This is a genomic window from Bacillus cereus group sp. MYBK79-1, from assembly GCF_051915365.1.
In the GTDB taxonomy this organism is placed as follows: Bacteria; Bacillota; Bacilli; order Bacillales; family Bacillaceae_G; genus Bacillus_A.
This window is the reverse complement of record NZ_JBQAEO010000008.1, coordinates 1-14,848: the sequence shown is the minus strand read 5'-3', so window position 1 is coordinate 14,848 and position 14,848 is coordinate 1. Positions and strand designations below refer to the sequence as shown.

Sequence of the window (14,848 nt, the reverse complement as noted above, 5' to 3'; positions counted from 1 at the left end):
GCGACAAAAAATTTAATGTCTACAAGTCTATTTCGTTATGGCTTGTAGGCATTTTTTGTGTTCTGAAGAAATAGTTTATCCGCTGTAACTAGCAGAAAAGTTCGTACAAAATTATTGGAGAGTGGACAGCAGTGGTTTCATCTATCAAAAGGTTTTTAATTGGAAGACCGTTAAAATCAACTGAGTTAGGAGAGCAAAAGCTTAATAAAACGAAGGCGTTAGCCATTTTATCTTCTGACGCATTATCATCAGTTGCATACGGACCAGAGCAAATATTAATCGCACTAGCAGGTCTAGGAGCAATAGCTTATTGGTATTCCATTCCAATCGCTGTTGGGGTATTAGTATTATTGACAGCTCTTATTTTATCTTATCGACAAATTATTTTTGCTTATCCGCATGGCGGAGGAGCGTATGTTGTATCAAAAGAAAACTTAGGGATGAATCCAGGGTTAATAGCTGGAGGATCTTTATTAGTCGATTATATTTTAACTGTGGCGGTAAGTGTGTCTGCAGGTACAGATGCGCTTACATCAGCTTTTCCTACTTTACATGCACATAATGTAATCATTGCGATTATATTTGTTATATTTATTACGATATTAAATTTAAGAGGGGTAACGGAATCAGCTTCCGTTTTAGCATATCCTGTTTATTTATTTGTTCTAGCACTATTTATATTAATTGGTGTAGGTATTTATAATATTATAACTGGTCACGTTTCACCGACTTTGCACACGCCGATTGGAACACCGGTTGCAGGAATTAGTTTGTTTTTACTGCTACGAGCATTTGCATCGGGTAGTTCAGCTTTAACAGGTGTTGAGGCGATCTCTAACGCAATTCCAAACTTTAAAGATCCTGCACCAAACAATGCAGCTAAAACGTTGCTTGCAATGGGAGCATTACTTGCGGTTTTATTTTCAGGAATTGTATTTTTAGCTTATTATTATGGGGTTACCCCAAGTAAGGAAGTAACAGTTGTTTCACAAATTGCTGAACAAACATTTGGACGTAATTTCATGTACTATTTCATACAAGGTACAACAGCTTTAATATTAATCCTTGCTGCTAACACAGGATATTCTGCATTTCCGTTATTAGCAGTAAACCTTGCAAAAGACAAATTTATACCGAGAATGTTTACGATTAGAGGAGACCGCTTAGGTTATTCAAACGGTATTATTATACTTGGAATCGCATCGATTATTTTAATTATAGCTTTCCAAGGGCAAACAGAACATTTAATTCCGTTATATGCAGTAGGTGTATTTATTCCATTTACACTTTCTCAAAGTGGTATGGTATTAAAATGGCTTCGTGAAAAACCTGAAGGATGGGCTTTAAGATTAACGGTCAATTTAATTGGTGCAGTCATTAGTTTTATCGTAATGAGCATGTTCTTTTTAACTAAATTTGCACAAGTTTGGTCAATTCTTATTTTCTTACCTGCCATCATCTTCTTGTTCCACCGAATTAAGAAGCATTATGATGCAGTAGGAGACCAACTAAGTTTAAAAACTTGTGAGCGAATTATTCCGATTGAAGGAAATGTAATTGTCGTTCCTGTAGCTGGTATGACACATGTAGTAGAAAATTCATTAAACTATGCGAAATCTCTTTCTGCAGATCAAGTTATCGCTGTATATGTTGCTTTTGATAGAGAAGAGGAAAAGAAATTTGAAGAAAAATGGAAGAAGTGGCAACCTGAAGTAAGGCTTGTTACATTACATTCTCATTATAGAAGTATTATTCAGCCGTTAACTAAATTTATTGATACAGTACAATATAAAGCGAGTGAATCAAATTACCGAGTTACTGTAGTTATACCACAGTTCATTCCGAAAAAAGGTTGGCATAACATTCTTCATAATCAGTCTAGTTTACTCATTCGTGCGTATTTACTTTATAAAAGAAATGTTGTTATTACGACAGTTCCATATCATTTGAAAAAGTAAGAAGGTTTTTTAAGGATAGCTTCATGAAAATGGAGCTATCCTTTTTGTGTATGCACTATGCATAATTGCATACGAACCCAAAAGATATATTAATATAATTTTCATATCTATAAGTGAGTAGAGGTTTTTGTTGTGATATATGGATATTTCAATTGGAGAATTGAAGCGGATCATATTTTGGAATAAGGACAGGGAAGCTTGAAAATAAAGGGAATGAAAATACTTCTTTACGTTATATAAATAGCTGTGTTTAAATGATCTTACAGTACAAAACTTACATGAAAACAAAACGAAATTTCATACTTCTGTACGAAAAATATTTTAAAATGAATAATATTTTTGTGTAATATATTCACTGTACGAATGTGGGAATTTTGGTGAAAGAGAAATTTTATACAATCTTATTCATACTAACCACATATGAAAAGTTATGAAACGTTTTATCGCAATAAGTAAGTACTGTAGCAATAACAGTTGGGAGAGATGGTTCGTACAGGAATCACGTTGAGAACGTTCTCTATTTTAACCATCTCAAACTATATGCAAGAAAATAGAATAATAAAATGCGATAGTAATAGTTGCTAATACATAGGAGGAGTTAAAGTGAAAAAGACTTTAATTACAGGGTTATTGGTTACAGCAGTATCTACGAGTTGTTTTATTCCTGTAAGCGCTTACGCTAAGGAGGGGCAAACAGAAGTGAAAGCAGTATATGCACAAAATGTAATTGCTCCAAATACATTATCCAATTCAATTAGAATGTTAGGATCACAATCACCGCTTATACAAGCATACGGATTAGTTATTTTACAACAGCCAGATATTAAGGTGAATGCGATGAGTAGTTTGACGAATCATCAAAAGTTTGCGAAGGCAAATGTAAGAGAGTGGATCGATGAATATAATCCGAAATTAATCGACTTAAATCAAGAGATGATGAGATATAGCACTCGATTTAATAGCTATTATAGTAAGCTCTATGAACTAGCAGGAAACGTAAATGAAGATGAACAAGCAAAAGCAGATTTTACAGGCGCATATGGAAAATTACAACTGCAAGTACAAAGCATCCAAGAGAGTATGGAGCAAGATTTATTAGAGTTAAATCGATTTAAAACGGTATTAGACAAAGATAGTAGCAACTTATCAATTAAAGCCGATGAAGCAATAAAAACACTACAAGGATCAAGTGGAGATATTGTGAAGTTAAGAGAAGATATTAAAAGAATTCAAGGGGAGATTCAAGCTGAACTAACTACTATTTTGAATAGACCTCAAGAAATTATTAAAGGTTCTATTAATATCGGTAAACAAGTATTTACAATCACAAATCAAACTGCTCAGACGAAAACTATCGATTTTGTTTCTATCGGTACTTTAAGTAATGAAATTGTAAATGCTGCAGATAGTCAAACGAGGGAAGCAGCTCTTCGCATTCAGCAAAAGCAAAAAGAGCTACTACCACTTATTCAAAAATTATCACAAACTGAAGCAGAGGCGACACAAATTACATTCGTTGAAGATCAAGTAAGTAGTTTCACAGAACTAATCGATCGTCAAATTACAACTTTAGAAACGTTATTAACAGATTGGAAAGTTTTAAATAATAATATGATCCAAATTCAAAAGAATGTTGAAGAAGGTACATATACAGATAGTAGTTTACTTCAAAAACATTTCAATCAAATTAAAAAAGTAAGTGATGAAATGAATAAGCAAACAAATCAATTTGAAGATTACGTTACAAACGTTGAAGTACATTAAAAATAAGTAACGATATAGGGAGAGAAGAAAAATGACAAAAAAACCTTATAAAGTAATGGCTCTATCAGCACTTATGGCAGTATTTGCAGCAGGAAACATTATGCCAGCCCATACGTATGCAGCTGAAAGTACAGTGAAACAAGCTCCAATTCATGCGGTAGCAAAAGCTTATAATGATTATGAGGAATATTCATTAGGACCAGAAGGCTTAAAAGATGCAATGGAAAGAACGGGTTCAAACGCTTTAGTAATGGATCTGTACGCTTTAACAATTATTAAACAAGGGAATGTTAACTTTGGAAATGTATCGTCTGTTGATGCGGCTTTAAAAGGGAAAGTAATTCAGCACCAAGATACAGCTAGAGGAAATGCGAAGCAATGGTTAGATGTATTAAAACCACAGCTTATTTCAACGAATCAAAATATCATTAACTACAATACGAAATTCCAAAACTATTATGATACTTTAGTTACTGCGGTAGATGCAAAGGATACAGCGACTCTTACGAAAGGCTTAACTAGATTATCAAGTAGTATTAATGAAAATAAAGCGCAAGTAGATCAGTTAGTAGAAGACTTGAAAAAATTCCGAAATAAAATGACGTCAGATACGCAAAACTTTAAGGGAGACGCGAATCAAATTACATCTATATTAGCTAGTCAAGATGCAGGAATCCCGCTTCTACAAAATCAAATTACAACGTACAATGAAGCAATTAGTAAATATAACGCAATTATAATCGGTTCATCAGTTGCCACAGCACTAGGCCCGATTGCAATTATCGGTGGTGCAGTAGTTATTGCTACAGGAGCAGGAACACCGCTAGGAGTCGCGTTAATCGCAGGTGGTGCAGCAGCTGTAGGCGGTGGTACAGCTGGTATCGTATTAGCCAAGAAAGAACTTGATAATGCACAGGCTGAAATTCAAAAAATAACAGGACAAGTTACAACTGCGCAATTAGAAGTAGCAGGATTAACGAACATTAAAACACAAACGGAGTATTTAACAAATACAATTGATACTGCAATTACAGCGTTGCAAAATATTTCAAACCAATGGTACACAATGGGATCAAAATACAATTCTTTACTTCAAAATGTAGATTCAATTAGTCCAAATGACCTTGTTTTCATTAAAGAAGATTTAAACATTGCGAAAGATAGTTGGAAAAATATTAAAGACTATGCAGAAAAGATTTATGCTGAAGATATTAAAGTAGTAGATACGAAAAAAGCATAATCGAATACGAATCGTTAGAGCGTTAAGTATTGATGAATGGTTTGAAGCTCCTGTTCAGTTGTGAGCAGGAGCTTTTTATCCCACTTTAATGGACAGTAAGACCCCCAACTCAAAATGCAGCGAAAGCAAAGAATTTAGGTGGGGATCAACTGCCCCTAAAAGTCCGATTGGTTCAACTAATAATCAGTGGGGGATGAAGAACCCCCACTGATTAAAGTTTCACTTTATACCCTTATAAAGAAAATAGGTGAAAAGTATGCAGAAACGATTTTATAAAAAATGTCTTTTAACGTTAATGATTGCTGGGGTGGCAACGAGTAATGCATTTCCTTTACATCCTTTTGCAGCAGAACAAAACGTAAAAACATTGCAAGAAAGTGTGAAAAGTTATTCTCTCGGGCCGGCGGGCTTCCAAGATGTAATGGCACAAACGACATCGAGCATATTTGCAATGGATTCATATGCAAAATTAATTCAAAATCAGCAAGAGACTGATTTAAGTAAAATAAGTTCGATTAATAGTGAGTTTAAAGGAAATATGATTCAGCATCAAAGAGATGCAAAAATTAACGCGGCTTATTGGTTAAATTATATGAAGCCTCAAATTATGAAAACAGATCAAAATATTATTAATTACAATAATACTTTTCAAGCGTATTATAATAGCATGCTAATAGCGATTGATCAAAAAGATAGCGTAAAGTTAAAAGCGGATATAGAAAAATTGTATGCGGATATTGTAAAGAATCAAAATGAGGTAGATGTATTATTAGGGGATTTGAAAGCTTTTCGCGATAGAATGGCGAAAGACACAAATAGTTTTAAAGAGGATACAAATCAATTAACAGCAATTTTAGCAAGTACGAATGCTGGTATTCCAGCTCTAGAGCAACAAATCAATACATATAACGATTCAATCAAAAAGAGTAATGATATGGTCATTGCTGGTGGCGTACTTTGCGTAGCGTTAATAACATGCCTTGCTGGCGGACCGATGATTGCCGTTGCGAAAAAAGATATCGCAAATGCAGAAAGAGAAATCGCTAATTTAAAGGATAGAATTTCTGGCGCACAAGCAGAAGTCGCAATTTTGACTGATGTAAAAAATAAAACAACAAACATGACTGAAACAATTGATGCAGCCATTACAGCACTGCAAAATATATCAAATCAATGGTATACAGTAGGGGCAAAATATAATAACTTATTACAAAACGTAAAGGGAATCACCCCTGAAGAATTTACGTTTATAAAAGAAGACTTACATACAGCGAAAGATAGCTGGAAAGATGTAAAAGATTATACAGAAAAATTACATGAAGGCGTGGCGAAGTAAACAGTGGACTAGTTCCACTGTTTATTTTTTTATCCTGTTTTTTGTGAGAGATGGGCTTGTTATTTAATATATAAATTTGCCATGTGTTTTATCAATGGGGTTTTGGGATAATGTTTAGATAAATTGATACTAATAACATAAATAAACTTCTGATTAAGCTTTTTATATGTAATGTTTTAATGAAAAAAGCTATACTGTAAGCAAAACTAAAAATTGGAAAGGGAATGCTAGAACATGGAAAATTATTTATTGTTTATCCTTACAGCAATGCTAATTATAATAATGCCTGGTCCTGGTTTCGCACTAGTTACAAAAAATACTATCTCGTATGGCACAAATGGTGGAATAAAGACTGTCTTAGGAACGATATCTGGAATGATGATTCATACAATAATGGCTACGCTAGGACTCTCGGCCATTCTAATGAAATTTTCTATGTTATTTATATTTATTAAATATGCTGGGGCTTTGTATTTAATTTACTTAGCTGTAAAGTCAATTAAAAGTGCTTTTTCTAAAAAAGAAGATATGCAAGTTTCGGTGGAAATGAACGCTAAGGATATTGGGACGATTAAAAGTTTTAGACAAGGATTTACAACGGCAATTTTAAACCCAAAAACTGCTGTGTTTTTTCTTAGTTTTCTACCCCAATTTATTGTGAGTAATCAAAATCATTTCCTCCAATTTCTTTTATTAGGAGTCATCTTTACGACTTTGACAGCAATATGGTATTTACTTTATATCTCACTCATACGTCAATTAAGAACTTTTTTAAGAAAAGAACGAGTGAACCGTACAATTGAGGGTATTACGGGCGCAGTATTATTAGTATTTGGAGTTAGGTTGTTTTTCCAAAAATAAATATGTAAATGAAATGAGAGATAAATAATGGTGGTTATTTCTCTTTTCTTGTATTCTAAAGCTACTATTTTATAATTGATTTTACATCTTCATACCAATTTTCTTATCTCAGGGTATCTGCTTTTCTTAGCTTGCTTGTGATATGGTGTATCCCTATATAAAAGAAACCACAGTTTACATCCAAACTGTGGTTTTTTGAAGTGCAAGGAATTATATAAATCATTAGTCACTATCTAAATTGTAATCCCCATTTATTAATATCTGTTTTTTTACTCTACAACAGAAACAAGTCTAGTTTAGAATGAAAGTAATGCAATTGTTTAACATATGTATCGCCATAACATATGCAAGGGATCTGTTAGAAATAAGATAAGCCGCAGTAAGTATCACCGCGCCAGGTAAATAAAGAGCAAAATCCGAAAGCTGGTTCGTATGCAGCACTGTAAAAATTATAATTGAAATGATGGATGCAATAGCAGTACCAATATAATGCGAAAAACGATTTAATATTATATAACGAAATATAAGTTCTTCAAGTATTGGACCGAGAATACCAAATACAAGCAATGTAAGTATAAGAGGTATCTCCGCGCCCGTTTCAAGGAGCTGTTCTTGGTTCTCTGGCTGACCAGTTGCTAGAAAACGCATAACAATCTGTTCTACAATTACCGTAAATAAAACCACCATAGGAATACTTACTATTTTCAAAATTGTCTTCTCTTTAAAATAAGTAAAACTTTCAATAATCTCTTTCCTAAAGAAAATGATTCCTACAAGAGCAGGTATAGTCAAACCGATGGCACTAAGAGCAAATTCTGATTCAACTAAATTACTGTTAGTTAAAAGTGATAGGCCAAATAATATGAACAAGCCAATTTGAAATGGTACAAACAGTGTATAAATTATTAGCATAATAAGTTCTTTTTGATTCATTTTAATAAAGTTCAATTCATTACCTCCATAATTAAATTACTTAGCATCTTTGATTTTTCTTTCTGCATTCGGTTCTCCTTCATTTATATTAGTTTTCGAACCGAACCGTTCGGTTCGAAAACTAATAATACTACAAGTTTCTAGTTTTTAAAACCCCCTTTACAAATTATTAATAAAATTAACATGGTAAAAATCAAATGTAATTATATGTTAGTTGCTTATTTACAATCAAATTACAGCGATCATTAATGATTAACCTTTTATAGAATGAAATGAAGGTGGGAGTAGCTTAAGCCCCTTAGCTAAACATATTAATAAAAATTATATATAATAGTTATATGTCTATACATTATAATTAACTATATATTTTTACTTCTTCTATGATTTTAGATAGAATTAGTTATATAATATGACTGAATTAACCAATTGGTCATGTTGTTATTAACAGAAAATTCATTCGAATGTTATAGATAAAATAATTTAATGAACCTCAAACTGTATTGTTTTAGGTTCCTATAAGATAGGGATTGATAAGATATTTTTGCTTCAAACTTATTTATACTTACAATAAAAATTCAAAAAAATTATAGTAACAATCAGCTTAAATATTAAGTTCGTTTTATTAGGAGGACCACAAAGCATGACTAAAGTTGATAAGGTGAAAGAAAAGATTATTGAAACATCTTTATATTTATTTAATACTAATGGGATAACTTACACATCCATCCAGGATATAATGACAGCTACTGAACTATCTAAAGGAGCTATTTATCGTAGATTCAAAAATAAAGAAGAAATTGTCCTTGCTGCCTACGACAAAAGTGGTGAGATTATGTGGGGGCATTTTCATAAAGCAATGGAAAATAAAAAGACAGCAATCGATAAAATCTTTGCAATTTTCCTTATATATCAGGATGCAGCTAACAATCCACCTATTGCTGGAGGCTGTCCATTGCTTAATAGTGCAATTGAAAGTACGGGAGTATTTCCAGAATTACAAAAAGCAGCAGCAAAAGGCTATGATGATACAGTAATGTTAATGGCCTCTCTCATAAAGGAAGGAATAGAGGAACAAGAACTTAAAGAAGATATAGACATTATATCGCTTGCTTCTTTTCTTGCATCTTCAATGGAGGGAGCCATTATGGCAAGTCGCGTATCTAACGATAATATACACCATCAATATTTTATTGAACAAATAAAGCATCATCTTTTCACTTATTCTAAATAAGTGGGAACTTGCATTGTTTCCATCCAATTTATTTATACTTAAATTGAATAAATACCCCTCATAAAATGTATCTTCTGTTTATGAGGGGTATTTGAATAGCTTTTAGACGATGTTTCATGTTTCTTATTGGAAGGCTTTGTTATCGTTACTAAAGAAAAAGAAAAAGAAAAAGAAAAAGAAAAAGAAAAAGAAAAAGAAAAAGAAAAAGAAAAAAGAATGAATTACATATAAATCGATTTACGTGTTCAAGTGTATCTATATTGAGTTTGTAAATCTATACAATAAGGTTTCCTTGTATGTAATAAATGTAATAGAAGTTCAGGTGGATAAAATTCAGTAGTCGAAATTTCTTGCATAAAGCTGTATAATGCTTGTAATGAAAAGGAAATACAGGAAAGGATATGTAACGAGTTACTATGGATAAAGATAAACAACAATTAAGCGTTGAAGTTGCAAGATTATATTATCAATCAGATTATAGTCAGCAAGAAATTGCTAACAAATTAAATATTTCAAGACCGACGATTTCTAGACTATTAAAGTACGCGAAAGAAAAAGGGTTTGTTCAAATTAGCATAGCCGATCCATTTGCTGATTTAGATAACGTTGGAAATTTACTGAAAGAAAAGTACAACTTGTTAGAGGCACATGTCGTATTTTCTCCAGTGCCAGAATATGCAACGATTACAGAATATATTAGTAAATATGCAGCTGAGTATATGGAAAAGACGGTTAAAACTGGTGATATTGTTGGTGTAAGCTGGGGAATGACGATGTATGAAATCGCTAGAAAAATTGTACCACAACATGTAAAAGGTGTAGAAGTTGTTCAGTTAAAAGGTGGTATTAGTCATTCGAGCGTAAATACATATGCGAATGAAACGATTGCTTTATTTGCAGATGCTTTTCAAACGACGCCAAGAAATCTACCCCTTCCAGTTATATTTGATAATGCAGTGACAAAAGAATTAGTAGAGCAGGATCGACATATCCATCACATTATCGAAATGGGGAAACAAGCGAATATTGCAATTTTCACTGTAGGAACAGTGCGAGACGAAGCGCTTTTATTCCGATTAGGTTATTTTGATAAGGATGAAACGAGTTTACTCAAAAAACAATCGGTCGGTGACATTTGTTCAAGATTCTTTGATGGGAACGGAAAGATTAGTAGTGAAGAAATTAATAAGCGGACTATTGGAATTGAGTTAGAAGAACTGAAATTAAAGAAACGCTCTATTTTAGTTGCCGGTGGTAATAGAAAAATAAAATCAATTGATGGTGCGTTACGTGGCGGGTATGCAAATGTATTAATTATTGATCAGCATACGGCGAAGGAATTGTTACATTATCAAAAAGATTAAAAATAAAAGGCTTTCTCAAGATGTTAATTTTGAGAAAGCCTTTTATTTTACTATGCATGAATTATGGGAGTGTTTTTTGAATGCAAATTGCCTTTTTAAAAATAATTATGGATATTGAGATACATACTACCATTGTTAATATAAAAGTTTTGATTTTAAATATGAATTGTTTTTTAGTTAGAAAGCGCTTTATTTACTACAAGAAAATTACTTTTTGAAAAGAATGAACAAAATTTCAAAAGTATATTTACATTTGTTCAACTAAGAGTTAGAATGAAGTTGTTAAAAGATATGAGGAGTGAAGATAATGAATATTGCAAAGTTAATTGACCATACAATTTTAAAAGCTAATACTACAAAAGAAGATGTTATGAAAGTAATCGAAGAAGCAAAGGAATATAAATTCGCTTCTGTTTGTATTAACCCTACATGGGTGAAGCTAGCTGCTGAAGAATTAGCTGGACATGATGTAGATGTTTGTACTGTAATCGGTTTCCCATTAGGAGCAAGCACTACTGAAACAAAAGCTTTCGAAACAAAAGATGCTATCGCAAAAGGTGCAACTGAAGTTGATATGGTAATCAACGTAGGCGCTCTAAAAGATGGCGATAACGAGTTCGTTGAAAAAGATATTTATGAAGTAGTACAAGCAGCAAAAGGAAAAGCTCTTGTAAAAGTAATCATTGAAACTTGCCTATTAACAGACGAAGAGAAAGTACGCGCTTGTGAATTATCAGTAAAAGCTGGTGCGGACTTCGTAAAAACTTCAACTGGATTCTCAACTGGCGGAGCAACTGCTGAAGATATCGCATTAATGCGTAAAACAGTAGGACCAAACGTTGGTGTAAAAGCATCTGGTGGCGTTCGTACACGTGAAGATGCAGACAAAATGGTAGCTGCTGGAGCTTCTCGCGTAGGAGCAAGTGCTAGTGTTGCAATCGTATTAAATGATGCAAAAGGTGCTACAGATAACTACTAATCATTAATGAAGTTAAGAGCAATAGATACACAAAGTAAAGTGTATCTATTGCTTTAACAATTGAAAAAAATGTAAGCGGATACGAATGGGAGGAAACGGCTTATGAAATACTTAATTGGTATTTTTGGCCTCGTATTGATTTTAGGTATCGCTTGGCTTGCTAGTAATGATAGAAAAAAAGTCAAATATCGCCCAATCATAACGATGGTTATATTACAATTCATTTTGGGGTTTTTATTATTAAATACAAGTGTAGGGAATGTATTAATTAGCGGAATAGCAGATGGTTTTGGAGAGCTATTAAAATATGCCGCTGACGGTGTGAATTTCGTATTTGGTGGATTAGTAAATCAAAAAGAGTTTTCGTTCTTTTTAAGTGTATTAATGCCAATCGTATTTATCTCAGCTTTAATAGGTATTTTGCAACACATTAAAGTATTACCTATTATTGTGAAATCTATCGGTCTAGCATTAAGTAAAGTAAACGGAATGGGGAAACTAGAATCATATAACGCTGTTGCTTCTGCGATTTTAGGACAATCTGAAGTGTTTATTTCAGTTAAGAAACAACTAGGATTATTGCCAGAGAAAAGAATGTATACATTATGTGCATCTGCAATGTCTACCGTTTCAATGTCTATCGTTGGATCGTATATGGTGTTATTAAAACCACAATATGTTGTAACCGCTTTAGTGCTTAACTTATTCGGTGGTTTTATTATCGCTTCTATCATTAACCCTTATGAAGTTACTGAAGAAGAAGATATGTTAGAAGTACAAGAAGAAGAGAAAAAGACTTTCTTTGAAGTATTAGGGGAATATATTATAGACGGATTTAAAGTTGCGATTACAGTAGCAGCTATGTTAGTCGGCTTCGTTGCTTTGATCGCATTCATTAATGCCGTATTTAAAGGTGTAATCGGTATTTCATTCCAAGAAATTCTTGGTTATGTATTTGCACCATTTGCATTTATTATGGGTGTACCTTGGCATGAAGCAGTTAATGCCGGAAATATTATGGCAACAAAATTAGTATCAAATGAATTTGTCGCTATGACAGATTTAGCACAAGGAAACTTTAATTTCTCAGATAGAACGACAGCGATTATATCTGTATTCTTAGTTTCGTTTGCAAACTTCTCTTCAATTGGAATTATTGCAGGGGCAGTTAAGAGTTTAAATGAAAAGCAAGGGAATGTAGTCGCAAGATTTGGTTTGAAATTACTTTTCGGTGCAACGTTAGTAAGTTTCTTATCAGCAACAATTGTTGGCTTATTATTTTAACAGATTCATATCATATAAAAAGGAATGGTGATTGTAATGAGAATGGTAGATATTATTGCAAAAAAACGTGACGGCAAAGAATTAACGACTGAAGAAATCAAATTCTTTATTAATGGATATACAGACGGAAGTATTCCGGATTATCAAGTGAGTGCACTTGCAATGGCAATCTTCTTTAAAGATATGACAGATCGTGAACGTGCAGATTTAACGATGGCGATGGTTGAGTCTGGAGAAACAATCGACTTATCAGCAATTGAAGGAATTAAAGTAGACAAGCATTCAACTGGCGGTGTTGGTGATACAACAACATTAGTATTAGGGCCATTAGTAGCTGCTTTAGATGTACCAGTAGCAAAAATGTCTGGTCGTGGTTTAGGACATACAGGCGGAACAATTGATAAATTAGAAGCGGTAGAAGGATTCCACGTTGAAATTACGAAAGAGCAGTTCATTGATATTGTAAACCGTGACAAAGTAGCTGTTATTGGACAAACAGGAAACTTAACACCTGCTGATAAAAAGATTTATGCATTACGCGACGTAACAGGAACTGTTAACTCAATTCCTTTAATCGCAAGTTCAATTATGAGTAAAAAAATTGCAGCTGGTGCTGACGCAATCGTACTTGATGTAAAAACAGGTGCTGGCGCATTTATGAAGACAGAAGAAGATGCAAAAGAATTAGCACATGCAATGGTACGTATCGGAAATAATGTAGGACGTCAAACTATGGCTGTTATTTCAGATATGTCACAACCTCTTGGATTCGCGATTGGTAATGCTCTAGAAGTGAAAGAAGCGATTGATACGTTAAAAGGTGAAGGTCCAGAAGATTTAACAGAATTAGTACTTGTATTAGGAAGTCAAATGGTCGTACTTGCGAAAAAAGCAAATACATTAGAAGAAGCTCGTGAAATGCTAATTGAAGTTATGAAAAACGGAAAAGCAACTGATAAGTTTAAAGAGTTCTTAAGCAATCAAGGCGGAGATAGCTCAATCGTAGACAATCCAGAAAAAATGCCACAGGCGAAGTATGTAATTGATGTACCTGCTAAAACTTCAGGTGTTATTTCTAACATTGTTGCAGATGAGATTGGTATCGCAGCTATGTTATTAGGTGCTGGCCGCGCGACAAAAGAAGATGAAATCGATTTAGCAGTAGGATTAATGTTACGTAAAAAAGTTGGCGATGCAGTAAAAGAAGGCGAGCCATTCGTAACAATCTATGCAAATCGTGAAAATGTAGAAGATGTAAAAGCAAAAATCTATGAGAACATTTCTATCGCTGAAACAGCAGTGGCTCCTAAATTGGTTCATACAGTTATTACTGACTAATCATAATTACACTTACTTTGAGGAGGAAATAATATGGATAAGAAAAAATATATTGAAGAAGCAAATAAGATGTTATCGAAAGCATATATTCCGTATTCGAAATTTCCTGTTGGTGCAGCGTTAGTTACGAAAGAAGGTAAAATCTATACTGGTTGTAATATAGAAAATGCGTCTTACGGTTTATGTAACTGTGCAGAAAGAACGGCAATCTTTAAAGCAGTATCAGAAGGTGAGCGCGACTTTAGTTACTTAGTCATTACAGGAGAAACGGACGGACCGATTTCACCCTGTGGTGCTTGTAGACAAGTAATTGCTGAATTCTGTGAACCGAAAATGCCTGTTTTACTAACAAATGTAAAAGGCGATGAAAAAGAAGTAACTGTTGAGCAATTACTTCCAGGTGCTTTCTCAATAGAAGATTTAAAATAAATTGAAAAGCCATTCCGCAATGAAGTGACCCCTAAAAGTTAGACACGGTTATTTCATTAGGCTACTTGATCCAAACGAGTCCGGTATTGCACCGGGCTCATTTTTAATTTTGCCTTTATCCGTTTTTTATT

At 33.4% G+C, this 14,848-nt stretch carries 12 protein-coding genes; 11 read left to right on the top strand and 1 reads right to left on the bottom strand.

The genetic code is table 11. The annotated features are described in order from the left end of the window. Positions 1-131: 131 nt before the first annotated feature. The 5 genes from ACTFOB_RS14500 (at position 132) to ACTFOB_RS14480 (ending at position 7,159) form a co-directional block, all read left to right on the top strand. Positions 132-1,958 (top strand): APC family permease, encoded by a 1,827-nt coding sequence (locus ACTFOB_RS14500; protein WP_440027343.1) that lies wholly within the window; start codon positions 132-134, stop codon positions 1,956-1,958. 603 nt (positions 1,959-2,561) lie between these two features. Next, positions 2,562-3,722: a non-hemolytic enterotoxin NHE subunit A gene (gene nheA / locus ACTFOB_RS14495; RefSeq protein ID WP_440027345.1), complete on the top strand. Its 1,161-nt coding sequence runs from the start codon at positions 2,562-2,564 to the stop codon at positions 3,720-3,722. Between the two features lie 31 nt (positions 3,723-3,753). Then, positions 3,754-4,962 (top strand): non-hemolytic enterotoxin NHE subunit B, encoded by a 1,209-nt coding sequence (gene nheB / locus ACTFOB_RS14490; RefSeq protein WP_440027347.1) that lies wholly within the window; start codon positions 3,754-3,756, stop codon positions 4,960-4,962. 256 nt (positions 4,963-5,218) lie between these two features. Further along, positions 5,219-6,298 (top strand): non-hemolytic enterotoxin NHE subunit C, encoded by a 1,080-nt coding sequence (gene nheC / locus ACTFOB_RS14485; protein ID WP_440027349.1) that lies wholly within the window; start codon positions 5,219-5,221, stop codon positions 6,296-6,298. Between the two features lie 234 nt (positions 6,299-6,532). Next, positions 6,533-7,159 carry a LysE family translocator gene (locus ACTFOB_RS14480; protein WP_440027351.1) on the top strand — a complete coding sequence of 209 codons (627 nt, stop codon included), beginning with the start codon at positions 6,533-6,535 and terminating at the stop codon, positions 7,157-7,159. A 291-nt stretch (positions 7,160-7,450) separates the two neighbouring features. Here ACTFOB_RS14480 and ACTFOB_RS14475 read toward each other — a convergent pair whose 3' ends face one another. Continuing rightward, positions 7,451-8,107: a lysostaphin resistance A-like protein gene (locus tag ACTFOB_RS14475; protein WP_440027353.1), complete on the bottom strand. Its 657-nt coding sequence runs from the start codon at positions 8,105-8,107 to the stop codon at positions 7,451-7,453. 625 nt (positions 8,108-8,732) lie between these two features. Between ACTFOB_RS14475 and ACTFOB_RS14470 the strand changes: the two genes are divergently transcribed. From ACTFOB_RS14470 to ACTFOB_RS14445, 6 genes are all read left to right on the top strand, one after another. Further along, on the top strand, positions 8,733-9,323 hold the full coding sequence (locus ACTFOB_RS14470; RefSeq protein WP_440027355.1) for a TetR/AcrR family transcriptional regulator: 591 nt from the start codon (positions 8,733-8,735) through the stop codon (positions 9,321-9,323). A 416-nt stretch (positions 9,324-9,739) separates the two neighbouring features. Then, positions 9,740-10,687, top strand: coding sequence for a sugar-binding transcriptional regulator (locus tag ACTFOB_RS14465; RefSeq protein WP_440027357.1), 948 nt, complete (start codon positions 9,740-9,742; stop codon positions 10,685-10,687). A 307-nt stretch (positions 10,688-10,994) separates the two neighbouring features. Beyond that, the gene (gene deoC, locus ACTFOB_RS14460) at positions 10,995-11,666 is read left to right on the top strand and encodes a deoxyribose-phosphate aldolase (protein ID WP_001017444.1); all 672 of its coding nucleotides are present in this window, start codon (positions 10,995-10,997) and stop codon (positions 11,664-11,666) included. A gap of 102 nt (positions 11,667-11,768) precedes the next feature. Continuing rightward, positions 11,769-12,950 (top strand): NupC/NupG family nucleoside CNT transporter, encoded by a 1,182-nt coding sequence (locus ACTFOB_RS14455; protein WP_098221743.1) that lies wholly within the window; start codon positions 11,769-11,771, stop codon positions 12,948-12,950. 36 nt (positions 12,951-12,986) lie between these two features. Continuing rightward, positions 12,987-14,288 (top strand): pyrimidine-nucleoside phosphorylase, encoded by a 1,302-nt coding sequence (locus tag ACTFOB_RS14450; RefSeq protein ID WP_440027360.1) that lies wholly within the window; start codon positions 12,987-12,989, stop codon positions 14,286-14,288. 33 nt (positions 14,289-14,321) lie between these two features. Then, positions 14,322-14,717: a cytidine deaminase gene (locus ACTFOB_RS14445; protein WP_000358539.1), complete on the top strand. Its 396-nt coding sequence runs from the start codon at positions 14,322-14,324 to the stop codon at positions 14,715-14,717. Positions 14,718-14,848: the final 131 nt, after the last annotated feature.

Coding starts and splice junctions, on each gene's coding strand:
- deoC (WP_001017444.1), top strand. CDS start 10,995: ATGAATATTGCAAAGTTAATTGACCATACAATTTTAAAAGCTAATACT.
- ACTFOB_RS14455 (WP_098221743.1), top strand. CDS start 11,769: ATGAAATACTTAATTGGTATTTTTGGCCTCGTATTGATTTTAGGTATC.
- ACTFOB_RS14470 (WP_440027355.1), top strand. CDS start 8,733: ATGACTAAAGTTGATAAGGTGAAAGAAAAGATTATTGAAACATCTTTA.
- nheB (WP_440027347.1), top strand. CDS start 3,754: ATGACAAAAAAACCTTATAAAGTAATGGCTCTATCAGCACTTATGGCA.
- ACTFOB_RS14445 (WP_000358539.1), top strand. CDS start 14,322: ATGGATAAGAAAAAATATATTGAAGAAGCAAATAAGATGTTATCGAAA.
- ACTFOB_RS14480 (WP_440027351.1), top strand. CDS start 6,533: ATGGAAAATTATTTATTGTTTATCCTTACAGCAATGCTAATTATAATA.
- ACTFOB_RS14465 (WP_440027357.1), top strand. CDS start 9,740: ATGGATAAAGATAAACAACAATTAAGCGTTGAAGTTGCAAGATTATAT.
- nheC (WP_440027349.1), top strand. CDS start 5,219: ATGCAGAAACGATTTTATAAAAAATGTCTTTTAACGTTAATGATTGCT.
- ACTFOB_RS14450 (WP_440027360.1), top strand. CDS start 12,987: ATGAGAATGGTAGATATTATTGCAAAAAAACGTGACGGCAAAGAATTA.